Genomic DNA, 26,062 nt, shown 5'->3' with positions numbered 1-26,062 from the left:
CAAGCCTGCTGGCAGCTTTTCCGGGTTGTTTCTTTACCTATCCGACACAGACAGGCTAGAAAACAGGGTAATTGGTGCGCAGTGTCGCAGACTCAGGAGAATTGTGCTCGTGTCCGGTTTTCGTTTGTATCATGCCGCTATGGCATCCGTTCTTCTGGCCGGTGGCCTGAGCGCAGGCTCCCCTGCCATGGCCGATGATGAGACAGCCCCGCGCAACAACGTCAACAACGTCCAGTTGCAAAAGGAACTTGCGGTTCTGCACCTCAAGCCCGATGCGGCCGGGCCTGCCTGTATTGAATCGCTCAAGGACCTGCACAAAACGCAGGACCTTTTGCAAAAGGACGAAGAAAACACCCGCAATCAGGACCTGACGGTTGCCGAGGACGTACTTGAATCCGACTTTGAAAATTCGATCGAAGCCTGCGCCGCCGATGTGGAAAAACTGTGCGAGACGCACAACCCCTCCACCGAACTGCGCCACGCCTGCGAAAAAATAGACAGCCTGCCTTCCAAGGATGCACAGGCAGCCGACTAGGCCCCACCCATCCCCCCGAACCCTGAAAACCTTACCGCGGGCCATAGCCGGACATGCCACAGCCGCACACCCAGCCCACAGCCGTCGCACGCATACCCTGCCCGGCTGGCCCTTATGGGTGGCGGCCTCTGGTGCTTAGCGCGGCTCTGTTTTTCATCATCGGGTTTGTCACATGGCTGAATGGCCCGCTGATCTCTTTTGTGCGGGTCGCCTTTACCCTGAATGATCTGGCGGCATTTATGGTGCCGCTTGTTTTTTACTTTTCCTATTTTGTCTTTTCCATCCCCGCGAGCCTGAGTGTCACACGCACCGGCTTTAAAAACGGGCTGGTTTATGCCCTGCTGGTCATGGCGGGCGGCATGGGGCTGACCGGGCAGTGCCTGCATGCACGCTCCTACCCCGGTGCGCTGGGGGGCTTTCTGGTGCTGGGCATGGGGCTGGCCCTGCTGCAGGTGGCCATTAACCCGTATGTCAGCTTTCTCGGCCCCGAAAACCGCAGTGCGCAGCGTATTGCCATTATGGGCATCTGCAACAAGCTGGGAGGCATTGTGGCCCCCGTTGCGCTGGCCACACTGGCCATGCGTCACATGACCGACATATCCGCGACCCTGCCGACCCTGACCGACCCGGTTCAACGCCTGTCTGTACAACAGGATTTTCTGAACAGTGTTTACTGGCCCTATATGGGCATGGCGTTTTTTCTGGCCCTGACAGCCCTGTGGGTTTTGCGGTCATCCCTGCCAGAAATTCGTACAGATATTTGCAAAAACAGGTCTTCAAAAACAAGTTTTATAAAAATACTTCTCTCCTCCCTTAATGCCAGAACCCTGCTGGGTGCTGGAGCAATGTTTTTTTATGTGGGGGTAGAAGTACTCTCCGGTGATGCTGTGGGAACCTACGCACAGGGTTTTGGCATATCCCTTGACCAGACAAAGTTTTTTACGTCCCTTACTCTTTTTTTCATGCTCTGCGGGTATGTGGCGGGGCTTGTCCTGTCCCCCCGCCTGATCACACAGGAACGCTATCTCCCCCTCTCCTGCCTGTATGGGGGGCTGCTCAGCATGGGAGCGTGGGTTACGCACGGCTACATGTCCGTTGCCTGTGTTACCCTTCTGGGTTTTGCAAATTCCATGATATTTCCATCCCTGTTTCCACTGGCGCTGAAAGGCTCTGGCCAACATACGGCGCAGGTTTCGGCTTTTCTGGTCATGGCATATTGCGGAGGCGGGGTTGTGCCGCAGCTTTTTGTTCTTTTAAAACCTGTCATGGGTTTTCAGGCCGCATTCACATGCCTTACCCTTTTATCCTACGCTCTCATCACCCTGTACGCGCGCCACTTCATGAGCAGGGATTTACGCAAAACTCCGCTTATGATGAAGGAAATCTGAAGCATGACCGAACTCAAAGGGCACCTTGTTCTGCCCGAACGCATTGTTCCAGGCCATGTGACCTTTACGGAGCAGATACAGGCCGTAACGCCAGATAACGCCACCATTCCCGACCGTTACATTCTACCCGGCTTTATTGATAGCCATGTGCATGGCGGCAATGGGGCGGATACCATGGATGGCGTACAGGCCATTCACACACTTGCCCGCTTCCATGCCCGCCATGGCACCACCACCATACTACCCACCACCATTACCAGCCCCTGGGCAGACGTGCTTGGCGCACTTGCCGCCATTGCCGAAGTGCGCGGCACCACCATACCAGACGGCCCAAACATACATGGTGCCCATCTGGAAGGCCCGTTTGTCAGCCCGCACAAGCTGGGAGCGCAACCTCCCTACGCCTTGACGCCAACCCCGGAGCGCGTGGCGGAAGTTCTGGCGTTTGACTGCGTACGCGTTGTAACCCTTGCCCCTGAACTCCCCCATGCGCAGGAAGCCATGCAGCTTTTTGCGCAGGCTGGTGTGCGGGTCAGCCTTGGGCACACCCTTGCCGGGTATGAAGAAACCGAGCAGGCCATATGCCGCATCTGCTCCGCAGGGGGCGTAACAGGCGCCACCCACCTGTTTAACGCCATGGCTGGCATAGAAAGCCGCAAGCCCGGCCCGGCCACGGCCCTGATGTGCAGCGATGCCTACGCCGAACTGATTTTTGATACACACCACGTCCACCCCGCCACCTTCCGGCTGGCCCAGCGCGTTATGCCCGAACGCCTGCTGTTTGTAACAGACGCCATGCGAGCCGCCGGGCTACCCGATGGTCCAAGCCTTTTGGGGGGGCAGCAGGTTATGGTGGAGCACGGCGCGGTCCGCCTGCCCGGCGGTAATCTGGCCGGGAGTGTGCTGACACTGGATACCGCGTTGCGCAACGCGGTGCAGGCGGGCCTGCCGTTGCATCAGGCCGCCGTGCTGCTCACACGCAACCCGGCCCGGTATCTGGGCCTGCATGACCGGGGCACCCTGCACGCAGGCAAACGCGCCGATTTTGTTGTTATGGATAACGCACTCACCGTGCAGGAAGTCTGGGTGGCTGGCCAGCGTATTGCCTGAGCAGGCGGCACACCCATCTAGCCCACAACAGGGCCACCACCCCGCGCCGTTTTGTTACGACTCGGGAAGGTGCAAAATCAGGTCCACACCTTTGCGGCTGCCCAGCACGGCGGCTTTTTCCTTAACCGTCAGGCGGCGTTCCGCATCCGGCAGGGTAGGTGCTTCCGCCAGCTTGACCAGACCGACAAGCTGATCGGCGTTAATGGGGTCCCCCGCACGGCGCTCGGCTGGCAGCATGGCAATATGTGCCTGACACAATGCGGGATCAGCCCGCAGGGCGCGCAGGGCATCGTCGGGTAGGGTTGGGGTTTGATCCTGCGCCTCTTCTTGCTCAAGCTTTTGCAGGACGTCGGGGGTCCGTGTTTCTTCGGGTACCAGCAAAAGCCCTGCCCGCCTGAAACCAAGCCCCACATTCCGGCTGCTGGTAAAGGCAACCAGAGGAATGGAAAACACCAGCCCAAGCAGAACCGGCGTCATCCAGAAAAACAGGGAGGGAGAAACAACCCATGCTCCAGCCCCCAGCACCAGCCCGAACAGGGTAAAGCGCGCGTACTGGCGCACCACCTCCATGAAGGGAATACCGCCATCATCTCGCCGCTGGGTGTTCCAGCCGGAATCATGCCCGCTCAGGATCGAGATAACACCCGATGTCTGGATAAGCATGGCAATGGGTGCGATCAGGCCGCCGATCAGCGTTTCCACCAGCACGGACACAGCCGCACGGACCGGACCACCACTGCCGCGCCGTGCCTCGGGGTCCAGCAGCAGGGCAATATAGGCCAGCAGCTTGGGGGCAAGCAGCACAACCATTGTGCCAATAAACACGTATTTGGCCTGCACCGGGTCCACATGTGGCCAATGCGGGTACAGGAGCTTGGTATCCCCAAAATATTCGGGACGCTGAAAATGCGCCTGAAGCGAAATTAAAATCCCGGTCAGCAGGAACACCAGCCACAGGGGCGAGGTCACATACGCGCCAATGCCCACAACCATGTGCATGCGGCTGACCCAGTGCAGCCCCTTGGTGGGCAGCACCTTGACGTGTTGCAGGTTGCCCTGACACCAGCGCCGGTCACGGATGGCGACATCGGTCAGCGAGGGCGGGCTTTCCTCATACGATCCATCCAGTGCGGGGATCATGTGAATGGCCCAGCCACCACGGCGCATCAGAGCCGCTTCCACAAAGTCGTGGCTGAGAATATGCCCGCCAAAAGGCGGCTTGCCGGGCACATGGGGCAACCCCGCCTGACTGGCAAAGGCGCGGGTACGAATAATGGCGTTGTGCCCCCAGTAATTGCCTTCCGAGCCATGCCACCAGGCAATGCCATACGCAATAATGGGGCCATACACACGCCCCGCAAACTGCTGCAACCGGGCAAACAGGGTGGTGCCCCCCACAATAACAGGGAGTGTCTGGATCAGCCCCACACCGGGGTTGCGCTCCATGGCATCCGCCATACGCACCAACGTTTGGCCGGACATGACGGAATCCGCATCCAGCGTAACCATGTGGTCGTATGCGGCCCCAAAGCGGCGCACCCATTCCCCCACATTGCCCGCCTTGCGCTCTACATTGTTGTGCCTGCGGCGGTAAAAAATACGCTCATGCCCGCCAACCTGCTCCCGCAGGGCGAGAAAAGCCGCTTCTTCCTTGACCCATACATCCGGGTTGGTCGTGTCGGAGAGGATAAACAGGTCAAAACTGCCAAGCTGCCCCGTTTCCTCCAGACTGCTGTAAATGGCCCGCAGCCCGGCCATAACACGGTGGGGGGGTTCGTTATAGGTGGGAAGCAGCAGGGCGGTTCTGCGGGTCAGCCGGGGCAGGGGGCCTGTGCGGCTAATGCCAAGCCCAAGGCCGCCATGTGTCACCAGCGAGCAGAACCCGGCCACCGAAGAGGTAAACGCAAGGGCAATCCACATAAACAAGGCAATGAACAGCACCAGCATGATAACGCCGAGGGCGGACACACCCGCCTCGTCCATAACCATATGCGTGCGCCATGCCCCATACGCCGTGAGCGCAAGCGCGGACCCGATAACCGAAAGACGGCGCAGCACAATGCTGGAAGGCGATGTGGCAGGCGTGCGCCCGCGCCCTTCCATACTGGCGGGTTTTTGCAGGTTCTGGACCGGCATATCCAGCCGTGCTTCGGGGGGCAGGGCTTCAAAAGGTCGTTCAGAGGCACCCGTATTCATATCCGGCATAATCAGGGCGTCCACCGGTACAGCCACTGTTCGGAAATGGGGCCTGAATCCGTTTCCAGCACCGCATTCAGGTCAGCGACCTTGGCATCTCCGGGAATAAACTCAAACGTGGTGCGGATTCCGTTGATAGCCGGATTAGGCTCGACAACCACATTCTGGATTGTGCCCGCCGATGTTTTGGGCGTGACATGGAAATGCGTGTCCTTTGGCAGATGCTCAAAGGGAGTGCCCATAAAGTCTATGGCAAAGAAACGGGCATCATTATTATCCACCACCGAACCCACGCGGGTCGCGCCTATGCGGGCCAGCGGTGTGGGGAAGGGCGCATCCCACCCCCAGTACATGCGGTAGGTAAAGTGGTATTCCTGCCCCGCGCGCAAGGGCTCCTTGGGCCGCCAGAAGGAGACGATGTTATCGTTCACTTCGTTGGGTGTGGGGATTTCCACCAGATCAACCCAGCCAGCACCCCAATCCCCGATCGGTTCGATCCATAGGGAAGGACGTTTTTCGTAATGCAGGGCAAGGTCTTCGTAATCATGGAAGGCGCGCCGACGCTGCATCAGCCCGAACCCACGGGGGGAGACATCCGAGAACGTGGAAAACTGGAGGTCCAGCGGGTTGCGCAACGGGCGATAAAGCTGCTGGTCCGCCCCGGTCCACATTTGCAGGGCTTCGCTGTCATGCGCTGCGGGGCGCCAGTCATCAACATGGTTATGGTCGTTGACGTCAAAATAGAACATGCCGGTCAGAGGCGCGATACCGGACTGCTCGATCTTGGCGCGCGGGAACAGGGTTGTCTGCACGTCAAACACAGTGCTGTCGCCCGGGCGGATGGTAAAGCGGAAGGCCCCCGTTACCGTCGGGCTGTCCAGCAGGGCATGCACAACAATGGACTGTACGCCCGGCTGCGGTTTTTCCAGCCAGAACGCGCGGAACAGTGCGAACTCTTCCCCTTTTGGGTCCCCCGTACCATTGGCGAATCCACGGGCGGAAAGCCCATAATCCTGCCCCTTGGCCACAGCCCGGAAGTAGGACGCCCCCAGAAATACGCAGAACTCCTCCATAACACCGGGGGTGTTAATGGCGGTACGCAGGCGGACACCGGCAAAACCCAGATCATCCGTAACCCGTAAAGCGGGGTCGGAATAAGTGAACAGGTCGGGGGAATAGGGCACAGTCCCCGCCTGTCCGTCCCGGACCTCGTAAATTTCTATGCGGGGGCGATAGAGAAAACCACGGGGGAAAAACTCTACATCGAACGCCAGATTATCCCCCGCCCACAAGGCACGGTCGGGCCGGTAGGCAATGCTCCGATACTGGTCAAACGTCAGGTTATCCAACGCCTTGGGCAGGTTTTGCCCCGGCGGATGATATTCCGCATTGGACAGCCTGCGGGCAATCTGGATTACGGTGCTATCATCAAACTTGCCTGTGGCGCCACTCAGCCCCTCCGCCCGCGCCTTACGGGCGACTCCGCCAACAAGCGACGCCAAAGTCACGCCTGCCCCGGCCCGAATGACCCCTCGTCGCTGTACGTTTGATGACACTGTAATCTCCCGCTATGATCAATAAGTCTCTGGCGCGATTGTACCTACGCCGTACATTTTGTCACTCAGATAAGGTTTTTTGGAGGCATTCAGCCACAGGTGCGAGCAGGGCTTCCATCTGGCTGATACCAGATTGGGCGGCCTGCGTCGCGTCGCGTTCGATCTGGCGATAAAGCGCCAGAACGGTTTTGCCTGTTTCGGTCAGGAATGCGCCACCACCCCCGCCAGGCCGGGTCATGACCAGCGGCTCCACAAAAAGCTGGTTCAGGTTATCCACCAAAAGCCACGTACGCCGGTAAGACATGCCCATGGCACGCCCTGCCGCAGAAATGGAGCCGGTTTCGGCCAACTGTTCCAGCAGGCGGACCTTGCCATGCCCCAGAGCGGCGCGTCCATCGGCATCAACCCGTAATGTCAGTCTCAGTCGCCCTGTCATGATCTCTGCTTTTCAGTCATAAGTGGCTCCGTGCAACACCACGCATAAAGAGCGGAACCTTGGTATGAACACTTCGCGCGCAGATACCATCTGGCGTTTGATGACGCCAGATGATCTTGCCCACGTTACAGCACTGGCCGCCAGTGTGCACCCTGACTACCCCGAAGAGACAGATATTTTTGCCGAACGCCTGCGCCTTGCGCCCACAGGCTGCCTGAGCCTGATACTGGATGGGACGTTTGGGGGATACCTGATCAGCCACCCATGGCGGGGATTGCTTTCCCCCCCGCTGAACACCCTGCTCGGCACCCTGCCAACTCCGGCGGACCGCTGGTATGTTCATGATGTGGCCGTAGCCCCGGCCGGGCGCGGCAGGGGCTACGCACAAATGGCCATTGCCCGGGCCGAAGACGCCGCGCGCAAGGCGGGCCTGAGCACACTGACCCTGACATCCACCCGCCATGCCCTTCAGTTCTGGGCGCGGCAGGGGTTTGTGCCAGATGTGACCAGCGCGGAAGAACAGGCCATTCTGGCATCATACGACCCACAGGCCTGCCTGCTCTCCCGCCGTATCGGGTAGTTAGTCTTCGCCCTCGGCATCATGCTCGGGGGCGACCATCATGGCTTCAGCCACAACGCCTGCGTGTTCACGCACCTTGCGCTCAATATCCGCCGCCATTTCCGGGTGATCGCGCAGGAACTGCTTGGCGTTCTCGCGCCCCTGACCAATACGCTGGCTGTCGTAGGAGAACCATGCGCCGGATTTTTCCACCACGCCGGCCTTTACACCAAGGTCGATGAGTTCCCCCACCTTGCTGATGCCTTCACCGTACATGATGTCAAACTCGACCTGACGGAAGGGCGGGGCCATCTTGTTCTTGACGACCTTGACGCGCGTCTGGTTGCCCGTGACCTCGTCCTTGTCCTTGATCGAGCCGATGCGGCGGATATCCAGACGGACAGAGGAATAGAACTTGAGCGCATTCCCGCCCGTTGTGGTTTCGGGGTTGCCGAACATCACACCGATTTTAAGGCGGATCTGGTTCAAAAAGATCATCAGCGTATTGGAACGTGCGACTGTGCCGGTCAGCTTGCGCAGGGCCTGGCTCATCAGGCGGGCATGCAGGCCCACATGGCTGTCCCCCATATCGCCTTCAAGTTCGGCACGGGGCACAAGGGCGGCCACACTGTCCACCACCAGTACGTCAATCGCCCCTGACCGCACCAGAGTATCGGCAATTTCGAGCGCCTGTTCACCCGCATCAGGCTGGCTGATCAGCAGATTATCAATATCCACGCCCAGTTTTTTGGCGTAGCCGGGGTCCAGCGCATGTTCGGCATCAATAAATGCGCAGGTGCCGCCCCGCTTTTGCGCCTCTGCAATGGCGTGCAGGGCCAGTGTGGTTTTACCCGAGCTTTCCGGCCCGTAGATTTCCACCACACGGCCACGGGGCAGACCGCCAATGCCCAGAGCAATATCCAGCCCGAGCGAGCCGGTGGAGATGACATCCGACTGTTCCTTGGGCCGCTGGCCCAGCCGCATGACGGACCCTTTGCCAAAAGCCCGCTCAATCTGCCCAAGAGCGCCTTCCAGCGCCTTTGCCTTATCCATTCTCTACCATTCCCTCAGCTTATGAGCCGAATACCCAGACCGGACCTCTGCGTGGCCCCGAACCTGAAACCTGTTGGTTCGGGTTTAAAACCCCTGCCACAAACATTTTTGCTCCGCAACGCATCACCACGAAGGCCCGGAGCCCGGCACAAACCCCGTTAAGAATTTGGACCTGTTTTGTTCTAATATAGAACAAAAGAAAAACATGGCAAGGGCGACGTACTGTTCCAGCACGCCACCCCCTGATTTTACAACGCCAGACCTAGTGGGCGACAGGGGTGCTCCCCACCGCAAGACCCGCCCCTCTGGGGTCCGTCCAGCCAAAGCACCGGCCAGCCCCACCAGAAAGCCCACCGGGGCAGGACACAAAGTTGGCCCGCCCGTTGCCATTGGTCACCTGCGGGCGCACGCCCGCAACCGCTGCCTGCAAGGCAATGGCCGCTGTATCAGCCGCCACATTCTGCCCCGAGGCCGCAGCCGCCGCGCGGAAATTCGTCCCCTGATGCACAATGCCCGCCGCCAGCAGGGGGAGCGGCCTTTGTGCGGGAGAGGCCCCCAGCATAATACCGGTCGAACCTGCAATACGCCCCGTGCCGAACAGATTGTTCATGCTCAGCGCGCAGGCCACGGTCTGCCCCTGCCGGTCGGTCACGACAAAAGATGTGGAAGCAGGCAGCGCAGGCAGCGCCCCGCCGGAAGAGAGACTGCCAGAATTCAGCAGCGCCTGCGCATCGGCCACCATGGTCGCACTGCCCTTGCCGCTCTGGCGCGCCCGCCATGCGGCTACAACACGCTCCCCGCCACGGCCACCGGCCATATAGGCCGCCGCCATGCCAACCCCGCCATCGGCCGGAGGAGGCAGGAAGCTGATATCAAGCCCACGGGCATGCACCGTAAGCGGGGGTTCCGCCACGGGAACATCCCCGCGCAGATCAGCAGAGGACAGGCCACCACCCGCAGCCTGTGCGCCTTCAATAAATGTCTGGGCCAGAGCGCCTGTGTACAGGTCGCCCACTCCGGCAATACGCATCCGTTCGAGCGCACCCGCCAGACGGCTCTGCACCAGTATGTCATCCGCTGCCAGAACATGCCCGCTGTCATTGCCAAAAATGGCGCGCGCCTTGTCGTCCGCCAAAAGGGAGGACTGGACCGCGGCCAGATCCGCCGCCAGCAGCCCCCCGACTGGCACCCCGTGAGAGGCCAGATTCCGCGCAGGCACAATAAGGTCTGCAAAATCCACGCTGCCATAACGCATCTGCATCAGGAACAGCCCACGTGCGAGCAGGGGCACGGATGCGGGCCGGTCTGCCTGTGCACTGGTCTGGGTGGCGCCATGAGGCACAAAAACAAACGCCTGCCCCGCAGGCTCACCCGGACGCCATGCAAGGCAGGCCCCGCCCCCACCAAGGGAGGCGCGTGATGGCAGGGAGACCGAAAGCGCAAGCCCCAGTGCCGCAGCCGCGTCCGCCGCGTTGCCACCCTTGGCCAGAATGTCCCGCGCGACCAGAGCCGCGCGTGGTTCATCCGCCGCCACAGCCCCCACAAACCCGCTGACAACAGGCTGGTTCACATGGTTATCCGCCCCCCCACAGGCCGCCAGTGTGCTGGTCAGGGCAAGAGCAAGCGCTGCCGCGCGGGCGCGACCGGACAAGCCGGTGCGGGACAGGACAGAACGGTGTTTGTTGAATCGGGCAGCCACGCCTAGCGCTCTCCACTTCTGGGCCCGTCCGGCGGGCAGACGTTTGGTAATTTAGTCTCATAGCTGGATTACCCTGCTTTGGGGCTATCAGCAACACAACTTGCGTGGCACCTTTCCTGTAGAACACTCTGTGTATTCCCGTGCCCCAGGTGGGCATGCACCGTAGCGTCCGGTTTTACGGATAAGGACACCATGCAAAAACTGACCTCATCTTTCTATCGTCTGGCAGCCTCAGGCGCTCTGGCAACCCTGCTTGCACTGGGCGGCCAGACAGCCGCACATGCGGCAGCCGATGGCAGCTTTACCCCCGCCCAGCGGGCCGAGATTGTCTCGATCGTACGCAACGCGCTCAAAACCGACCCCTCAATCCTGACCGACGCCGTAGCAGCCATGCAGAGCAAAGCGTCGGAGCAGAAGACGACTTCCGCGCTGGACGTCGTCCGCCACAACAGGGCGCAGTTTGGCAACAGCACGAGCGACATCGTTCTGGGCAACCCCCACGGCAGGCTGAGCATTGTCGAGTTTTATGACCCGCGCTGCCCCTACTGCCGCAAGGTACTGCCAGACCTGGACGCACTGATTGCCGCTGAACCGGACCTGAAACTGGTAGAAAAGGTCATTCCCGTACTGGGGCCGAACAGTGTGCTGGATTCCCAGGCCATTATGGCAGCAGGTTTGCAGAACGCTTACAAACCGTTCCAGCAGGCCCTTATGGCCGACACCTCCGCTCCGGGCATGGAGCGTATCCGCCATGCCGCAGCACTGGCGGGGCTGGATGCGGACCGGCTGGTCAGGGACATGAAAAGCCCCGCCGTGGCCACGGCTCTGGCGCAGAACGTCGCTCTTGCGCGCTCGATTGATCTGGAGGGCACGCCAACCTTTATTATTGGCGAACAGCAGATTATTCCTGGAGCCGTCTCTGTGGACGACCTGAAGGCTGCGGTTGAAAAGCTGAAGCAGGCGCATTAACCGCCATAGGCACGCCATCCGGGCACACCCGTGCCCCGGATGATGCTTCTACCTTTTTATGATGCGGCCTCTTTATCAAACTTTCATATTAATTTTATAATTTCCTTGCTTTTTGAAGCCTGACCGACATGGCAGACTTTTCGGCTTCCCCCGTAACGCCTCACGGCAGCAGCCTGCGGAGCGACATAAAACTGTCACTTTACCCTTCGCAAAAACTGGCATTACGGTAAAAAACCCTTTTATTTTAACCAAAAATAGACAAATGACCCTGCAGCAAACATTCGACCAGCACAGCATGGGTTCCCTCGCGCAAGACGGGTTCAGACTCTGTCCGACTGAATCTGGAAGTGCCGTCATGGATATTTTCAGAAACTATCCTGACACCCACCATATTTGCATTATCAACGCCAGAAATATTCCCGTTGGCGTTGTGGAAAGGCAAAGATTCCTTTCCCTCATGTCCAGCCCGTTTTCATATGCCCTGTACCATAAACGCCCGGTTACACTGCTCATGGACGATCGTCCGCTCATGGTGGAGGCCAGAACACCTATTCTGGATTTTACAAAAAAGATTCTGAACAACAAAATATCTGATATTAACAAGTCTTTTATAATCACACATAACCAGTGCTATGTTGGCACGGCCACTCCGTTTGATCTTATGCGGGTGTCCTACCTCCACAGCAACCGCATTTCAGATACGCTCCAGACCAGAACCGTAACGCTGCATGAAACACTGCTTAAAATCCAGACAGCAACCCATTCGATCAGTGCGGAATCCCGCAGCCTGAGGGATGAGTCCGAAAACCTTTCGGAGCGCAACAGAACGCAAAACCGGCATTTGCGGGAATCTGACAAACGCATAAAATCGACTATGGAAAAAACCAAAAGTCAGAATATAAAAATGGAAGAATCCAGAAATTATATTCAGCATGCGTCTACAAACATACGGGAATCCTGTGTAAAAATTAACGACACCATAGAAAAATTCGAAAAAATATCGGAAGCGTCAGAAGATATTGGGAAAATTCTCAATATCATGAAAAATATTTCGTCCCAGATCAATATTCTGGGGATTAACGCAACCATAGAAGCCTCCAAGGTAGGCAGCTCCGGTACCGGGTTTGCTGTCGTTGCACAGGAAATACGGAATCTTTCACGCATGACTTCGGAATCCCTGCTCCGCACAAAAACGCTGATCTCCTATTTGCAGGATGCCATAAACACCTGCTCGGACTCCATGCGCGATAACTCCCAGACATTATCGGGAATTATTCACCATGTTGATAAAATAAAGTGCTCTTTTCAGGAGTTTGAAGAAACCGCATTAGCGCAGAAAGAAGAGATTCTCCAACTGCATCAGATCATGCAGGAGCTCAATGTTTCCACCGCCCAGAATAACGAAACCGTCCATAATACCAATGCAATCTGCGACAATCTGTTCTTCAATGTTTCAGAACTGGCGCAAATAACAAACAACATGCACAGCCTGCCAACACATTATAGCCTGCAATAAAAAACCCTCCATTGCCATGGAGGGTTTTTAAACAGCCTATACCAGACCAGAAACAGGCTGGTTCCGTATCAGGCCACGTTCTCGATTTTTTGCGCAACGGGCTGGGGAATAATACCTTCCTCGCGCAAAAGATGCGCAAGGGCGCGCACCATATCGTCCATCATCTCATCCGTATGGAATGGTCCGGGCGTCAGGCGCAGGCGCTCGGTACCTTCGGGCACGGTCGGGTAGTTGATCGGCGTTGCATAATGGCCAAACTCCACCAGAAGGCGGCGGCATATCCGCTTGCAGCGCTCGGCATCCCCAATGGGAATGGGCACAATATGGCTTGGAGTCATGGTAAAGGGCACACCGGCAGCCCGCAGGCGCTGGCGCATGGTGTGCACACGCTCGAACAGGGCTTCACGCCGCCAGTTTTCCGCCCGCACCTTGCGCACGCTGGTCAGCGCTGCCCCCACCACGGAGGGTGGCAGGGATGTGGTGAAAATAAACCCCGATGCCGTTGAGCGCAGAAAATCCACAATCCCGGCCGAAGCGGTAATGTACCCTCCATGCACGCCAAAGCCCTTGGCCAGCGTGCCCTCAATAATGTCCACCTGATCGGCCACACCATCACGCTGTGAGACGCCGCCCCCTTCCTGCCCGTACAGCCCTACGGCATGCACTTCGTCCAGATAGGTCAGGGCATTGTATTTTCTGGCCAGAGCACAGATCGCGCCAATGTCGGACATGTCTCCATCCATGGAGTACACGCTCTCAAACGCAATCAGCTTGGGGGCGTCGGCCGGGGCCGCAGCCAGCTTGGCTTCGAGGTCCTGCAGGTCGTTATGTTCAAAAATAACGGTCTGGGAGCCGCGCGCACCCTTGATGCCCGCAATCATGGAGGCATGGTTCAGCCGGTCGGAAAAACAGATCCAGCCGGGCATCGATGTCAGGATTGTCTGAAGGCTGGCCTGATTGGACACATAGCCCGAAATAAAGAGCAGCCCGGCTTCCTTACCATGCAGGGCGGCCAGTTCGGCTTCCAGCTGGTTATGCAGCGGGCTGGTGCCTGCAATGTTACGCGTGCCCCCCGCTCCTGCGCCATGCTCGCGGATGGCGGCAATGGCGGCATCCTGCACTTCTGGCACAACGCCCATGCCCAGATAGTCGTTTGTGGACCAGACGATAACCTCACGCCCTTCGGGCATGTTGGCCACGTATTCCTCATACAGGGGAAAGCGTTCTGCCTGACGCGCCAGTGGCGTAAAGGTTCGGTAACGCCCCTGCTGCTTGATCCGCCCCAGCGCTTCCTCACAGTGTTCGTAAAATGGATGCCGGGCGTTCTTGATCGCTCCCACGCTTGCTTTCTCCTCGCTTCTCGTCAGAAACGGTCGGGGCATGGGCTTACCCATCGGCCGTCTGGCCTTGTGTCTTCATACTGTTATGTTTCGGCACGGTCGTCTATCGCACATACACCCGTATGGTGGGCTTCGTCACCGACGAATCCGGCATAGCGGACATTTCCACCTGTGCTTCGGGCACGCCTGCGTCAACCAGTTCCTGCATAATGGCATGTCCATCATGCTGGACGAGGTTCTGCAGGGCAGTCTGCTCCGCCTCCTGCCCTGCCTGTGGTGGCACCAGACAGCTTACAACAAAGAGCACTTCCTTTTTACGCGCAAGTGCCCTGTGCGCAATCTGGTCCACCGGAGCCTTCCATTCCACCTGTGGCGTGCCTGCCACCAGTTCGATCAGGGGCGGCACGGGTGGAGGACCGGGAGGGGGAGGGGGAATATACGGTTTGGGCTCAACACTGGCGGAAGGGTCAAACGTTCTCTGGTCCAGCGGCTTGCACCCGACCATGCCCGCCAGCAGGCAGACCGAGAGCGCCGCCCCAACAGCGCGCCCCCCTTTTGCGGCATGAAAAACAGACAGCATGACCGGACCACTCTCCACTTGAAACAAGGTAGCGCGCCAGACGCACATATTTTGCAAGGTATCCGCCTCTTCTTTCGCGCTCCCACGCGCCCGGCGCAAGCCCTTACGCCTGTAACCCGGCTGCAAAAACACCTGTTCGGCCCCGAAACTGCCTCTTGCAGATACCATTTGCTCTCTGGTTAACTGCCCAGCAGCACCGGGCTGGTTGCACGGAGCACTTCTTGCACTGCACTCCCTTGGGCAGAACACAGGGCTGATGGTCGGCACATCTTCCACAAACCACACCGCCTCGCACGCCTCCCACACGCAGGACGCCCTTGTGCTGCGCATGGACAAGGCAGCCCGCGCCCTTCTGGCCGCCACCAGCACGGAAGAAGATACCCGGACCGAACTCCAGACCATGTGTCTGCCCATAACAGCGCTGTGGTGCCGCATCCTCCGTTTTGACCCCTCAATGCCCACATGGCCCGACAGGGACCGATGCGTGGTGCCTTCTTCGGCCATGCTGCCCCTGCTGGCTGCCATGCTGCGCCTGACAGGCTCCGGCGCGCAGGAGATGGGTACAACGCTGGAATACGGCCAGCACCCGGCCGTGGAAATTGCCACAGGCCCGGCAGGACAGGGCATGGCCGCGGCGGCAGGCATGGCTCTGGCCGAACAACATCTGGCCAAACGTTATGGCCGCTCCCTGGTAAACCACCGCACATGGGTACTGGCGCGCGACAGTGATCTGGTTACAGGTGTCGCGCTGGAAGCCGCGCAACTGGCCAGCCGCTTTGGCCTGAACCGGATGGCTGTACTTGTCTGCCCTTCCCCCCTGACCGACCCGGCTGACTTTTCGGACTCACTGGCCCGCTTCGGGGCATCGGGGTGGAGTGTGCGCAAAGTGCGCGCCCATGACCTTGGCGGCATTATGGCGGCACTTCAGGCCACGCTGCGGGCCAGAAAACCCACCCTTGTCGCCTGCATGCCCGAATGCTGCCCCACCCTGCCCGACCTGCCCGCAGAGGAGGAACTGACCGGCCCATGGAGCCCCACCGCCCGGCGTGGCGGCTCCATCCGCCGCTCCTGGCTGCGCAGGCTGGCCCAGCACCGCGCCCGCGCGGATTTTGAGCGTGACCAGTCCGGCAAGGCCCGTCAGACCATGCGCGAAGACTGGGGGCGGCTCTGGCGGCAGACCCTGCGTGAAGCCCCAGACAGTTCCTCCCAGCAGGCGGCTTTTGCCGGGCTGCGCGCACTGGCGATGCTGCGGCAGGATGTGGCCATTCTGGCCGCGACGTCGAGCACCAGAAGCTCGCGCCGCGCCAACCTGCCCATTCCCTTCAGCAATACCGCGCAGCCTTGCGGCATACAGGAACATGGCATGGCGGGTATGCTCAACGGCATGGCCCGCCACGGGGGTATTCTGCCCTGCGGCATAGCCGGGATGATGACCATCGACCGCATGCGCTCGGCCTTGCGCATGACGGCCCTCATGCGCAGCAAGGTGCTTTACCTGCTGACCGATGACGGGCTGGCCCTGAGCGATAACGGCGGCGGCTGGCAACCTGTGGAACAGCTGGCCAGCCTGCGCGCCATGCCGCATCTGGCCGTTTTCCGCCCCGCCTGCGCGGAGGAAACCTTTGCCTGCTGGCAGGCCGCCCTGAACTGGCCGCAGGGCCCGGCCCTGCTGATCCTGTGCCCGCACCCCCCACCGGCACACGCGGGTCGGCGGGCCGGGCATTATGGCGGCCCCTCCCATGGCGGCTACCTTATAAGCTGTGGTGCGGGGGAGCGGGACGTCACACTCATGGCATCGGGCCCCGAGGTTGCCATTGCCACGCAGGCAGGGCAGCATCTGGCCGAGCGGGGGCTGAACGTGGCTGTTGTTTCCATCCCCTGCTGGGAGGTTTTTGCACAGCAGCCAGCCGCCTACCGCACGGCCGTGCTGGGGCAGGAGGGTTTGCGCGTGGGAATAGAAGCCGCAAGCAGCTTTGGCTGGGAACGCTGGCTGGGCGCAGATGGAATTTTCGTTGGCATGGATGATTTTGGCGTATCCGCCCCTGCCAACGCGGTGTATGAACGCTTTGGCATTACAGCTGGAGCGATCTGCGAGAAAGTGCTTGCGCGTTTTCTTGCATCTGGAGCGCAAAAGGACTCGTCCCCTACCGCCCCACCCCCGTCCCGGCTGGAAACCCTGGACATGTCACTAACGATAACAAGATCATAAAAAGTACGGAGACACATCCCATGGCAGTCAAAATCGCCATCAATGGCTTTGGTCGTATCGGTCGCCTTGTGCTGCGCGGCATTATTGAAAGCGGACGCACCGACGTCGTGCCCGTAGCCATTAACGATCTGGGCAGCGTGGAAGATAACGCCCACCTCCTGAGCTATGACAGCGTGCACGGCCGCCTGCCTGCGGACGTTCGGGTGGAAAACGGCAAGCTGGTCATTTCCGCCAATGGCCGCACATGGGACCCGATTACCGTTTCCGCCGAGCGTGACCCCTCCAAGGTGCCGTTTGCAGGTGTGGACGTGGCCATGGAATGTACCGGGCTGTTCACCACCAAGGAAAAAGCAGGCCTGCTGCTGGCTGCTGGCGCACGCAAGGTTATTGTCTCCGCCCCGGCAACGGATGTGGATGCAACCATCGTCTTCGGCGTGAATGAAGATGTGCTGACATCGGATATGACCGTCATCTCCAATGCCTCGTGCACCACCAACTGCCTGGCCCCCATTGCCAAGGTGATGGAAGACGCCTTTGGCATCGAACGCGGCTACATGGTGACCATCCACTCCTACACCGGCGACCAGCGCACGGTGGACACGCTGCACAGTGACCTGCGCCGCGCCCGTGCCGCAGGCATGAACATGATCCCCACCTCCACGGGGGCAGCCCGCGCCGTGGGTCTGGTTCTGCCGCAGCTCAAGGGCAAGCTCGATGGCACGGCCATCCGTGTGCCTACGGCCAATGTCTCTGTTGTCTCGCTCGACTTCGTGCCCAAAAAGGCTCCCGGCAGCGTGGAAGAGGTCAACAACGCCATCAAGGCTGTTGTGGACTCCGGTAAAATGAAGAACGCACTGGCCTATAACGAAGCCCCGCTGGTCAGCTCCGACTTCAACCACGCCATTGCCTCCTCCACCTTTGATGCCACGCAGACCGCTCTGGTCGATGGCGGCAAGCTGGTGCGCGTGTGCTCCTGGTATGACAACGAGTGGGGCTTCTCCAACCGTATGTCCGATACGGCAGCCCTGTTTGGATCGCTCTGATGGCTACCAATCTCCCCTTTGCCACACTGGATACGCTGGACCCCAAGGGCAAGCGCATCCTGCTCCGCGTGGATCTGAACGTCCCCATGAAGGACGGACAGGTTACCGATCAGACCCGCATTGAGCGGGTTGTTCCCACCATTCGGGAACTGGCGGAAAAAGGCGGACGGGTTATTCTGCTCAGCCATTTTGACCGGCCCAAAGGCCAGGTTGTGCCCGCCATGTCGCTCAAACCCATTGCCACGGCGCTGGCCACCGCACTGGGCCGCCCGGTCAGTTTTGCCCATGACTGCATTGGGCCTGAAACAGAAGCCGCAACCCGCGCCATGAATGACGGGGACGTTCTGCTGCTGGAAAACACCCGCTTCCAGCCCGGTGAAGAACGTAATGACGCGGAACTTTCCGCAGCACTCGCCAATCTGGGCGATGTGTATGTGAACGATGCGTTCTCCGCCGCACACCGCGCCCATGCCTCCACGGCAGGGGTTGCCACCCATCTGCCATCCTTTGGTGGCCGACTGATGGAAGCGGAACTGCAGGCCCTGTACGCAGCACTGGAAAACCCCGAACGCCCCGTAGGGGCCATTGTGGGGGGAGCCAAGATTTCCACCAAGCTCCAGCTGCTCGAAAACCTGCTGGACAAGGTGGACATGCTGGCTATTGGCGGCGCCATGGCCAACACGTTTCTGGCGGCTCAGGGCCTGAGCGTTGGCAAATCGCTCAAGGAAGAGGACATGCTGGACACGGCCCGCCTGATTATGGCGCAGGCCAAGGCCAAGAACTGCGACCTGATCCTGCCGGTTGACATGGTCATCTCCGAAGACTTCATGGCAGGCGCTCCCACCAGCACCGTGCCATCCAACGCCATTCCCGATGGCTGGATGGCGCTTGATGTGGGGCCGGAAACGGTCAAGCTGCTCAACAGCAAGCTCGCAGGGCTTAAAACACTGGTCTGGAACGGCCCGCTAGGTGTGTTTGAACTGCCTCCGTTTGATGAGGGCACAAACGCCGTAGCGCAGGAAGCAGGCCGACTGACCAAGGCTGGCCAGCTGAAAACCGTTGCCGGTGGGGGGGATACCGTATCCGCCCTGCGCCATGCGGGTGTGCTGCATGACATGACCTATGTCTCGACCGCTGGTGGCGCTTTTCTGGAATGGCTTGAAGGCAAGATTCTGCCGGGCCTGACCGCGATCAGCACCACGCTGGAAAAAACCCTGCCGATCTAACACGCAGGGTCTGCCAGTTCCTCTCCGGGCCACCCTGCTGACAGGAACCGCAGGGTGCTTCCCTGCCCCGGCAGGGAAGGCCCGCAGGTGGCATAGGCGGGCAGGTCATACCAAGACCATATCAGGCGCTTGTGGCTTACTTTGTAACCCGCAAGCGCCTGACTTCCTTTTAAAACTCCCATACACACCCTAATGCGGCAAAGCGTCGCCAGCATTGCTGTGCGTCTGGCCAAACAGCGGCATGTTTTTAGCCAGAAAAACCGAACCTTCGGCTGTAAAATGATCCGCGTCGAATAAAACCGGCACGTTCTCACTGACCGTTGTCAGGCACACAGTGCCGGGGCAGAGAATGTTGTAAACAGATACATATTCAATGCCTGTTCCCTTCAGGCGGGCAGCAAGCATCTGGTCCCGCTTTTTCCGGTCCTGCAGAATGTGGTTGAAAACCAGATCCATATTGTTTTTTACCATTGCCCGCACAAGCAGCAACGGCAGAAGTTGGTCGTATTCCGGGCTTGGGCCAAGCACAATAACGCGGTCTGTATAATTCCTGAGCATCTGAGCAGTTTTAACAATGTTGTTAAAGTCCTGCTCCAGCCAGTTTGCTGAAAGAATAATGCCATCCAGATGATGCGATGGCACAAAATCTTCAAAAATATAGTGCAGGAGCGCACCACACTGGCCGCCATTTTCGCCCAGAACAGGCTCACAGCTTGGCGCTGTTGCCTGCAGGAAGTGGATGTTGGGGTAACTCTGCTGCAACCCGTACCAGCGGTCTGCCGCGTGGCTATCCCCCAGAACCAGATAGTTCGGCTGACCGGCCTGTACATCCAGACAATGCGCGGCCTTATATGCCTCAATATCTTCGGTCTTCCGGTCAATAAAACATGTGCCAGTCCGCATTGTGGTCGGCTTGTATGCCATATAGGACATGACCTTCTGCTCAGCAGGGCTGTAATGCCATGCTGTTGCATTCAGCCTGCTGCCTGCAAAAGCCAGGAGCACCGTGAACACCATAACACCCCCCATGGCACCTATTGTGCTTTTGGCGGATAAGCGGAATGGCCTTGTGCGGAACGGCTGCTCAATAAACCGCCATGACAGAACAGAGACCCCAAAAGCAGCCCCCAGCAGTAACGGCACTGTCCACAAACCGGGTCTGTCATACATGGAAAAAAAGACCCATATCGGCCAGTGCCACAGGTATAAAGAGTAGGAAACAAGGCCAATAAACCGCAATGGCCTGTAGGAAAGGGCGGCGGCAACAACCGTGCGCTGCTGGCTACCAGAATACAGGACTAAAGCCGCCCCCAGACACGGCCCCAAAGCCCCCGGTCCGGGAAAGAGCGACTTGTTGTTAAGTGCGAACAGACTGGCCAGAATGAAAACAAGGCCAACAGCAGCAGAACTTTCCAGCACAGGCTTTGTCACCCGGCTTTTGGCCAGAACGGCTGGCTGCGTGGCAAGCATGACAACAGACCCCAGCAGGAACTCCCACGCCCTGTATTGCGGCAGGTAGAATGTTGCGGGCTTGTCGTGAAAAATCTCGACCAAACAGGCAGAAAAACTTAACGCAAGAAGAGAGAAAATTATGAATTTTAAAGGTATTTTTAGAACTTTTTTTGAAAAATAGATCAAAAAAGGGATAACTATATAAAACTGTTCCTCCACAGAGAGTGACCACGTATGCAAAAGGGGGTTAACCTGCAACGAGGAATCAAAATAACTGCTCTGGCTATAGAAGAAAATGTTCGATGCAAAGAGTATGGACCACAGGATTCCACGGCTTGTATCATAAACCTCCGGTGGCGTTTGCGTGAGTATGGACACACCAAAGCAGACCACCAGAACCGAAAACAGTGCAGGCAATATTCTGCGAATTCTACGGTTATAGAAATCAAGAATATCAAACTGGTCCTGTTCCACCGCATCGTTGATGTGCCGGGTAATCAAAAAACCGGAAATGACAAAAAAAACATCAACCCCGGCAAACCCGCCGTTAAAGGGATGCTTAAGTCCATAATGGAAGAAAATAACAGGAAGAATTGCAAGCGCGCGCAGGCCGTCAATATCACTTCTGTAACGCATCATACTGCGTTCATATACCCCATCCATACGTAAAGAAGGGGATGTGGCGTCTGTTTTCTGCATCCCACCTCTCCTTACAATGAAAATGAAAACCCGGTTTTATGGGATGCCAGCATGCCCCTGAGTACCATTCCCCTAATCCGAGCCATCCGGCAGGGTAAGCGGGACAGAACGGGGGCGGCCATATGTTTGCATGAGCAGCACACCCGCCATAACCACCGCCCCACCCGCCAGTGTTGTCAGGGCGGGCACTTCATGCGTCATGACATAAGCCAGAATCAACGTTGTTGGAGCCAGCAGAAACAAAAAGCCCGAAGAGCGCGCAACACCGACCGCCCCCACAACATGCGCCCATGCCGCATACCCAAGAACCGCGGGAAAAACACCCAGCAGAATGACCAGAAACCACGGCCAGCCCCCTTGCCCCTGCAAGGCCGTAATACCTGCGGGCAACCATGGGGCCAGCACAACGGCACCAATCAGCAATATCCATGCCGTGGATGCCAGTGCGCCATAGCGCGCCACAAGCGGCCTTTGCAGCAGAAGGTACAGGGCCGAGCAAAACGCGCCCGCCAGCACATCGGTTGCCCCCGAGCCAAAGGTAAAACCGCCCGGCAGACCACTGCCAATCAGCACAATTCCGCTAAAACTTATAACGGAACCCACCCACCCCCATAGCGGAAGGGATTCCCCCAGAAACACCACAGCCACAAAGGCAGACATAAACGGCGCAAAATTAACCAGAAGGCTTGTTGCCCCGGCAGAAACATTCTGCTCGCCCGTGTTGAACAGAATATTATACAGGGCAATACCCACAGCCCCGCACAGCAAAAAACGCGGGACATCACGCAGTTGAGGGCACACTGGCCGCCGCACACACAACCACCCGGCCACAATAACGGCGGCTACAGCGTACCGTAATGCGGCAAGGGGGATGGGAGGCACGTAAACAAGCGCCATCCGCACAAGCGGGTATGCGCTTGCCCAGGACAAAATAGCCGCACACACCGCCAGAAACGGCACCTTGCGCGTTGCGTATCCTCCATGTGTCATGCACGGCTCTTTATTTTAAATGATGCAGGGCTACTACTCCCTGCGCAAAACCTGATCGGTCAGGAACGCGGCAATCCGCCCTGCAACAAAATCCTGTTTAAGGGCGGCTTCATCATACTCGGTGTTCAGCCATTCCATGAACGGGATGCGCCCCTCCGCCTGTGCCTGATAACGCAGGAAAAACGCATCCAGAATCCCCGTGCGAGAACCCCGAAAATGCCCGAACCGCCACGAAAGCTCGCGCAGGGCCTGTGCCGTACTCCCGCCTTCAAACATCACCACCAGAGCGGAAGCCAGCCCGGCCCGGTCTGCGCCGGACTTGCAGTGCATCAGCATGGGGAACTGCAATGTGCTGTACATCTGTGCAAAGCGCAGAATACGGTCCTTGTGCGGAGCGCCCCTGCTCTCAAACGCCATATCCAGATGGGTCAGGCCGATCTGTGCCGCCGCACTGCGGGAAAGGGCATCCGAGCCACACTGCCTGTGCCCGCGCAGGTTGACCAGCGTGCGCAGGCCCAGCCTGCTGACAGCCCGCCGCAAACGGGCAGGGGTAGGGTGGTTACAGCGGTACACCTTGCCCGGAATAACCGCATGAAAATTGGTCCAGACCAGACGGAGGATAGCATGATCAACAAACAGGCTATCCGTCCATGCTCTGGCACGGCCGGTCTGGGAAGAAAGATGGCCGTTAAACACAAAACCCCCTCATGTCTCATGCAGCAGCATGCTGGCTTTCCATGTTCCACCTCCGGCCCCACACGTCAATAATCCCCCACCACCCCTCGCATGCGCCCTGAACAGAAAAACCCCGGCAAGGGGTGACTCCTGCCGGGGCTTCACTCATTCCTGCCAGACTAGGCCGGGCAGGCCGAACCTGTAGGATCAGATCTTGCGTTCGATCTGCAATTCCTTGATCCGGCCAATGGCCTTGGCCGGGTTCAGCCCCTTGGGGCAGGTCTGGGTGCAGTTCATGATCGTACGGCAGGCATAGAGCTTGAACGTATCATCCAGTGAATCAAGGCGCTCACCAGTATGCTCGTCGCGGCTGTCTGCAATCCAGCGATATGCGGCAAGCAGCACGGCCGGGCCGAGATACTTGTCCCCATTCCACCAGTAGGACGGGCAGGACGTGGTGCAGCAGAAGCACAGAATGCATTCCCACATGCCATCCAGCTTGGCGCGCTCCTCAATGCTCTGGCGGCGTTCACCGTCAGGCGGAGGGGCGCTGTCTGCCTGCATCCAGGGCTGGATGGAGCGCAACTGCGCATAAGCCCCATCCAGATTGGACACCAGATCCTTGACGATGGGCATATGGGGCAGCGGGTAAATCCGCACATCGCCCTCAATGCTTTTGATCGGCTTAAGGCATGCCAGTGTGTTTTCGCCATCAATATTCATGGCGCAGGACCCGCAGATCCCTTCGCGGCAGGAGCGCCGGAATGTCAGCGTGGGGTCCACTTCATTCTTGATGTGGATAATGGCGTCAAGCACCATGGGTCCAAAGGTATCCAGATCAAGCTCGTAAGAGTCTATGACCGGGTTTTTACCATCATCAGGGGACCAGCGGTACACCTTGAAGGTTTTGACATTTTTTGCGCCAGCCGGAGCGGGAAAGGTTTTGCCTTTCCCTACGGTGCTGTTACGCGGCAGTCTGAGTTCGACCATGTTCGCCTCCCTTTGCCCTGCGGATCAGTAAACGCGCTTTTTGGGTGGGAAAACCTCGACATCGTCGGTCAGGGTTTTCATATGCACGGGCCGGTAGGTCAGCTTGACGCCGCCCTTGTCATCCAGCCACGAAACGGAATGTTTGAGCCATTCCTTGTCATCACGCTCGGGGAAGTCATCGCGGGCATGCGCGCCACGGCTTTCGTGCCGGGCCAGACCACTTTCCAGCGTAGCTGTTGCATTGGCCAGCAGGTTCTCGAACTCCAGCGCTTCCATCAGGTCACTGTTCCAGATCAGTGAGCTGTCGGAAACGGAGATGTCACCCAGACCACTCCAGATGTCACGGATCTTGTCCACGCCTTCCTGCAGGCTTTCCTGCGTACGGAACACGGCGGCATGGGCCTGCATATCCCGCTGGAGGCGGTCACGCATGGCGGAAACCTTGGTCCCGCCCTTGGCGTAACGCAGCTTGTCCAGACGATCGAGAGCAAACTCGCCAGCCCCTGCGGGGAGCGGACGCACAAAGTCTGCCGGCTTGACCACTTCCGCCGCACGACGGGCCGCCGCACGACCAAACACGATCAGGTCGAGCAGGGAGTTGGTGCCAAGACGGTTTGCACCATGCACGGACACGCACGCGGCTTCACCCACGGCCATCAGGCCCGGCACCACCGCATCTGGGTTATCCGCTGTGGGGCGCACGACTTCGCCGTGAATATTGGTGGGAATACCACCCATATTGTAATGCACGGTCGGCAGAACGGGCACGGGTTCCTTGGTGACGTCCACACCGGCAAAAATACGCGATGTTTCGAGAATACCCGGCAGGCGTTCATGCAGCAGGTCGGAGCCCAGATGCTCCAGATGCATCATGATGTGGTCTTTTTTAGGACCACAGCCACGCCCTTCCTTGATCTCGATCGTCATGGCGCGGGACACCACATCGCGCGAGGCCAGATCCTTGGCGGTAGGAGCATAACGCTCCATAAAGCGCTCACCCTCGGAGTTGGTCAGGTAGCCACCTTCACCACGGCACCCTTCGGTCAGCAGGCAGCCTGCGGGGTAGATACCCGTGGGGTGGAACTGCACAAACTCCATATCCTGCGTGGGCAGGCCCGCACGCATGACCATGCCGTTACCATCACCCGTACAGGTATGGGCCGATGTGCAGGACTGGTAGGCACGGCCATAACCGCCCGTAGCCAGCACCACCATTTTGGCATTGAAGCGATGGATCGTGCCATCATCCTGACACCAGGCCATAACGCCACGGCAGGCACCTTCATCGTCCATAATCAGGTCGATGGCGAAGTATTCGATAAAGAACTCAACATTATGTTTGAGGCACTGCTGGTACAGCGTATGCAGGATGGCATGGCCCGTGCGGTCGGCGGCAGCGCATGCGCGGGGCACTGGCGCCTTGCCGAAGTCGCTCATATGGCCACCAAAGGGGCGCTGGTAGATCTTGCCTTCTTCCGTGCGGGAGAAGGGAACACCAAAATGCTCCAGTTCCTGCACGGCGGGCACGGCCTCGCGCACCATGAACTCGATGGCGTCCTGATCGCCCAGCCAGTCAGACCCCTTTACGGTGTCATACATATGCCAGCGCCAGTTATCCTCGGCCATGTTGCCAAGGGAGGCACCAATACCACCCTGTGCGGCCACCGTGTGGCTGCGGGTGGGGAAAACCTTGGTAATGCACGCTGTGCTCAGGCCCGCGGCCCCCATACCCAGCGTTGCACGCAGGCCCGAACCACCTGCACCCACGACCACAACATCGTATGCGTGATCAACAATCCGGTAAGCTCCCCGAGAAGGAGAGGAATTGGCATTCATCGTGA

22 protein-coding genes are annotated in these 26,062 nt (G+C 58.7%); 9 read left to right on the top strand and 13 right to left on the bottom strand.

What is annotated here, in order from left to right:
• Positions 1 to 109 precede the first annotated feature (109 nt).
• The 3 genes from HNR55_RS11105 to HNR55_RS11095 are packed head-to-tail and all read left to right on the top strand — an operon-like array spanning position 110 to position 3,033.
• Complete coding sequence (locus HNR55_RS11105; RefSeq protein ID WP_166115412.1) at positions 110 to 535, top strand: hypothetical protein; 426 nt, start codon at positions 110 to 112, stop codon at positions 533 to 535.
• A 53-nt stretch (positions 536 to 588) separates the two neighbouring features.
• Positions 589 to 1,923 (top strand): glucose/galactose MFS transporter, encoded by a 1,335-nt coding sequence (gene gluP / locus HNR55_RS11100; protein ID WP_166115410.1) that lies wholly within the window; start codon positions 589 to 591, stop codon positions 1,921 to 1,923.
• Between the two features lie 3 nt (positions 1,924 to 1,926).
• Positions 1,927 to 3,033 (top strand): N-acetylglucosamine-6-phosphate deacetylase, encoded by a 1,107-nt coding sequence (locus tag HNR55_RS11095; protein ID WP_166115407.1) that lies wholly within the window; start codon positions 1,927 to 1,929, stop codon positions 3,031 to 3,033.
• 54 nt (positions 3,034 to 3,087) lie between these two features.
• Here HNR55_RS11095 and mdoH read toward each other — a convergent pair whose 3' ends face one another.
• The 3 genes from mdoH to HNR55_RS11080 all read right to left on the bottom strand — a co-directional run bounded on the left by mdoH (position 3,088) and on the right by HNR55_RS11080 (position 7,221).
• Positions 3,088 to 5,238 (bottom strand): glucans biosynthesis glucosyltransferase MdoH, encoded by a 2,151-nt coding sequence (mdoH, locus tag HNR55_RS11090; RefSeq protein ID WP_166115441.1) that lies wholly within the window; start codon positions 5,236 to 5,238, stop codon positions 3,088 to 3,090.
• A gap of 2 nt (positions 5,239 to 5,240) precedes the next feature.
• Positions 5,241 to 6,785 (bottom strand): glucan biosynthesis protein, encoded by a 1,545-nt coding sequence (locus HNR55_RS11085; RefSeq protein WP_166115404.1) that lies wholly within the window; start codon positions 6,783 to 6,785, stop codon positions 5,241 to 5,243.
• 61 nt (positions 6,786 to 6,846) lie between these two features.
• Positions 6,847 to 7,221 carry a winged helix-turn-helix domain-containing protein gene (locus HNR55_RS11080; protein WP_166115401.1) on the bottom strand — a complete coding sequence of 125 codons (375 nt, stop codon included), beginning with the start codon at positions 7,219 to 7,221 and terminating at the stop codon, positions 6,847 to 6,849.
• Positions 7,222 to 7,285: 64 nt separating this feature from the next.
• Between HNR55_RS11080 and HNR55_RS11075 the strand changes: the two genes are divergently transcribed.
• Positions 7,286 to 7,801: a GNAT family N-acetyltransferase gene (locus tag HNR55_RS11075; protein WP_166115398.1), complete on the top strand. Its 516-nt coding sequence runs from the start codon at positions 7,286 to 7,288 to the stop codon at positions 7,799 to 7,801.
• Here HNR55_RS11075 and recA read toward each other — a convergent pair whose 3' ends face one another.
• On the bottom strand, positions 7,802 to 8,833 hold the full coding sequence (gene recA, locus HNR55_RS11070) for a recombinase RecA (protein WP_166115395.1): 1,032 nt from the start codon (positions 8,831 to 8,833) through the stop codon (positions 7,802 to 7,804).
• A 262-nt stretch (positions 8,834 to 9,095) separates the two neighbouring features.
• Positions 9,096 to 10,532 carry a gamma-glutamyltransferase gene (locus HNR55_RS11065; protein ID WP_166115393.1) on the bottom strand — a complete coding sequence of 479 codons (1,437 nt, stop codon included), beginning with the start codon at positions 10,530 to 10,532 and terminating at the stop codon, positions 9,096 to 9,098.
• 192 nt (positions 10,533 to 10,724) lie between these two features.
• On the opposite strand from HNR55_RS11065, the gene HNR55_RS11060 reads away from it, so the two are divergent.
• Both HNR55_RS11060 and HNR55_RS11055 read left to right on the top strand, forming a co-directional pair.
• Positions 10,725 to 11,501, top strand: coding sequence for a DsbA family protein (locus HNR55_RS11060; protein ID WP_166115390.1), 777 nt, complete (start codon positions 10,725 to 10,727; stop codon positions 11,499 to 11,501).
• Positions 11,502 to 11,856: 355 nt separating this feature from the next.
• Positions 11,857 to 13,017: a methyl-accepting chemotaxis protein gene (locus HNR55_RS11055; RefSeq protein ID WP_166115387.1), complete on the top strand. Its 1,161-nt coding sequence runs from the start codon at positions 11,857 to 11,859 to the stop codon at positions 13,015 to 13,017.
• A 68-nt stretch (positions 13,018 to 13,085) separates the two neighbouring features.
• On the opposite strand, the gene hemA is transcribed toward HNR55_RS11055, so the two are convergent.
• Together hemA and HNR55_RS11045 are read right to left on the bottom strand one after the other, a co-directional pair.
• Positions 13,086 to 14,399: a 5-aminolevulinate synthase gene (gene hemA, locus HNR55_RS11050; protein WP_166115384.1), complete on the bottom strand. Its 1,314-nt coding sequence runs from the start codon at positions 14,397 to 14,399 to the stop codon at positions 13,086 to 13,088.
• A gap of 61 nt (positions 14,400 to 14,460) precedes the next feature.
• Positions 14,461 to 15,105 (bottom strand): hypothetical protein, encoded by a 645-nt coding sequence (locus HNR55_RS11045; protein ID WP_242005562.1) that lies wholly within the window; start codon positions 15,103 to 15,105, stop codon positions 14,461 to 14,463.
• A gap of 37 nt (positions 15,106 to 15,142) precedes the next feature.
• On the opposite strand from HNR55_RS11045, the gene HNR55_RS11040 reads away from it, so the two are divergent.
• From HNR55_RS11040 to HNR55_RS11030, 3 genes are read left to right on the top strand one after another with little or no spacing between them, the layout of a single operon-like run.
• Positions 15,143 to 17,146: a transketolase-like TK C-terminal-containing protein gene (locus HNR55_RS11040; RefSeq protein ID WP_242005561.1), complete on the top strand. Its 2,004-nt coding sequence runs from the start codon at positions 15,143 to 15,145 to the stop codon at positions 17,144 to 17,146.
• A gap of 20 nt (positions 17,147 to 17,166) precedes the next feature.
• Entirely contained in the window at positions 17,167 to 18,189 is a 1,023-nt protein-coding gene (gap, locus tag HNR55_RS11035) for a type I glyceraldehyde-3-phosphate dehydrogenase (protein ID WP_166115381.1), read from the top strand.
• A complete protein-coding gene (locus tag HNR55_RS11030; RefSeq protein WP_166115378.1) occupies positions 18,189 to 19,415 on the top strand; it encodes a phosphoglycerate kinase in 1,227 nt (408 codons plus the stop codon). The genes gap and HNR55_RS11030 overlap by 1 nt, the downstream gene beginning before the upstream one ends.
• On the opposite strand, the gene HNR55_RS11025 is transcribed toward HNR55_RS11030, so the two are convergent.
• The 6 genes from HNR55_RS11025 to sdhA form a co-directional block, all read right to left on the bottom strand.
• On the bottom strand, positions 19,412 to 19,597 hold the full coding sequence (locus HNR55_RS11025) for a hypothetical protein (protein ID WP_166115375.1): 186 nt from the start codon (positions 19,595 to 19,597) through the stop codon (positions 19,412 to 19,414). The two genes, HNR55_RS11030 and HNR55_RS11025, sit on opposite strands and share 4 nt — an antisense overlap.
• A gap of 7 nt (positions 19,598 to 19,604) precedes the next feature.
• Complete coding sequence (locus tag HNR55_RS11020; protein ID WP_242005565.1) at positions 19,605 to 21,503, bottom strand: acyltransferase family protein; 1,899 nt, start codon at positions 21,501 to 21,503, stop codon at positions 19,605 to 19,607.
• 135 nt (positions 21,504 to 21,638) lie between these two features.
• Positions 21,639 to 22,556 carry a DMT family transporter gene (locus HNR55_RS11015; protein WP_166115371.1) on the bottom strand — a complete coding sequence of 306 codons (918 nt, stop codon included), beginning with the start codon at positions 22,554 to 22,556 and terminating at the stop codon, positions 21,639 to 21,641.
• A 33-nt stretch (positions 22,557 to 22,589) separates the two neighbouring features.
• Positions 22,590 to 23,252: a tyrosine-protein phosphatase gene (locus HNR55_RS11010; RefSeq protein WP_166115369.1), complete on the bottom strand. Its 663-nt coding sequence runs from the start codon at positions 23,250 to 23,252 to the stop codon at positions 22,590 to 22,592.
• A gap of 186 nt (positions 23,253 to 23,438) precedes the next feature.
• On the bottom strand, positions 23,439 to 24,221 hold the full coding sequence (locus tag HNR55_RS11005; RefSeq protein WP_166115366.1) for a succinate dehydrogenase iron-sulfur subunit: 783 nt from the start codon (positions 24,219 to 24,221) through the stop codon (positions 23,439 to 23,441).
• Between the two features lie 24 nt (positions 24,222 to 24,245).
• Positions 24,246 to 26,057 (bottom strand): succinate dehydrogenase flavoprotein subunit, encoded by a 1,812-nt coding sequence (sdhA, locus tag HNR55_RS11000; RefSeq protein WP_166115363.1) that lies wholly within the window; start codon positions 26,055 to 26,057, stop codon positions 24,246 to 24,248.
• Positions 26,058 to 26,062: the final 5 nt, after the last annotated feature.

This window comes from Acetobacter lovaniensis, from assembly GCF_014207635.1.
GTDB classification, from domain to species: domain Bacteria; phylum Pseudomonadota; class Alphaproteobacteria; order Acetobacterales; family Acetobacteraceae; genus Acetobacter; species Acetobacter lovaniensis.
This window is presented reverse-complemented; position numbering and strand designations above follow the sequence as displayed.

What these genes read in the sequence shown, in the direction of transcription:
- gluP (WP_166115410.1), top strand. Translation starts at nt 589, where the DNA reads ATGCCACAGCCGCACACCCAGCCCACAGCCGTCGCACGCATACCCTGC.
- HNR55_RS11095 (WP_166115407.1), top strand. Translation starts at nt 1,927, where the DNA reads ATGACCGAACTCAAAGGGCACCTTGTTCTGCCCGAACGCATTGTTCCA.
- mdoH (WP_166115441.1), bottom strand. Translation starts at nt 5,238, where the DNA reads ATGCCGGATATGAATACGGGTGCCTCTGAACGACCTTTTGAAGCCCTG.
- HNR55_RS11080 (WP_166115401.1), bottom strand. Translation starts at nt 7,221, where the DNA reads ATGACAGGGCGACTGAGACTGACATTACGGGTTGATGCCGATGGACGC.
- HNR55_RS11075 (WP_166115398.1), top strand. Translation starts at nt 7,286, where the DNA reads ATGAACACTTCGCGCGCAGATACCATCTGGCGTTTGATGACGCCAGAT.
- recA (WP_166115395.1), bottom strand. Translation starts at nt 8,833, where the DNA reads ATGGATAAGGCAAAGGCGCTGGAAGGCGCTCTTGGGCAGATTGAGCGG.
- HNR55_RS11060 (WP_166115390.1), top strand. Translation starts at nt 10,725, where the DNA reads ATGCAAAAACTGACCTCATCTTTCTATCGTCTGGCAGCCTCAGGCGCT.
- HNR55_RS11055 (WP_166115387.1), top strand. Translation starts at nt 11,857, where the DNA reads ATGGATATTTTCAGAAACTATCCTGACACCCACCATATTTGCATTATC.
- hemA (WP_166115384.1), bottom strand. Translation starts at nt 14,399, where the DNA reads ATGCCCCGACCGTTTCTGACGAGAAGCGAGGAGAAAGCAAGCGTGGGA.
- HNR55_RS11045 (WP_242005562.1), bottom strand. Translation starts at nt 15,105, where the DNA reads ATGGTATCTGCAAGAGGCAGTTTCGGGGCCGAACAGGTGTTTTTGCAG.
- gap (WP_166115381.1), top strand. Translation starts at nt 17,167, where the DNA reads ATGGCAGTCAAAATCGCCATCAATGGCTTTGGTCGTATCGGTCGCCTT.
- HNR55_RS11030 (WP_166115378.1), top strand. Translation starts at nt 18,189, where the DNA reads ATGGCTACCAATCTCCCCTTTGCCACACTGGATACGCTGGACCCCAAG.
- HNR55_RS11025 (WP_166115375.1), bottom strand. Translation starts at nt 19,597, where the DNA reads ATGGGAGTTTTAAAAGGAAGTCAGGCGCTTGCGGGTTACAAAGTAAGC.
- HNR55_RS11020 (WP_242005565.1), bottom strand. Translation starts at nt 21,503, where the DNA reads ATGCGTTACAGAAGTGATATTGACGGCCTGCGCGCGCTTGCAATTCTT.
- HNR55_RS11015 (WP_166115371.1), bottom strand. Translation starts at nt 22,556, where the DNA reads ATGACACATGGAGGATACGCAACGCGCAAGGTGCCGTTTCTGGCGGTG.
- HNR55_RS11005 (WP_166115366.1), bottom strand. Translation starts at nt 24,221, where the DNA reads ATGGTCGAACTCAGACTGCCGCGTAACAGCACCGTAGGGAAAGGCAAA.
- sdhA (WP_166115363.1), bottom strand. Translation starts at nt 26,057, where the DNA reads ATGAATGCCAATTCCTCTCCTTCTCGGGGAGCTTACCGGATTGTTGAT.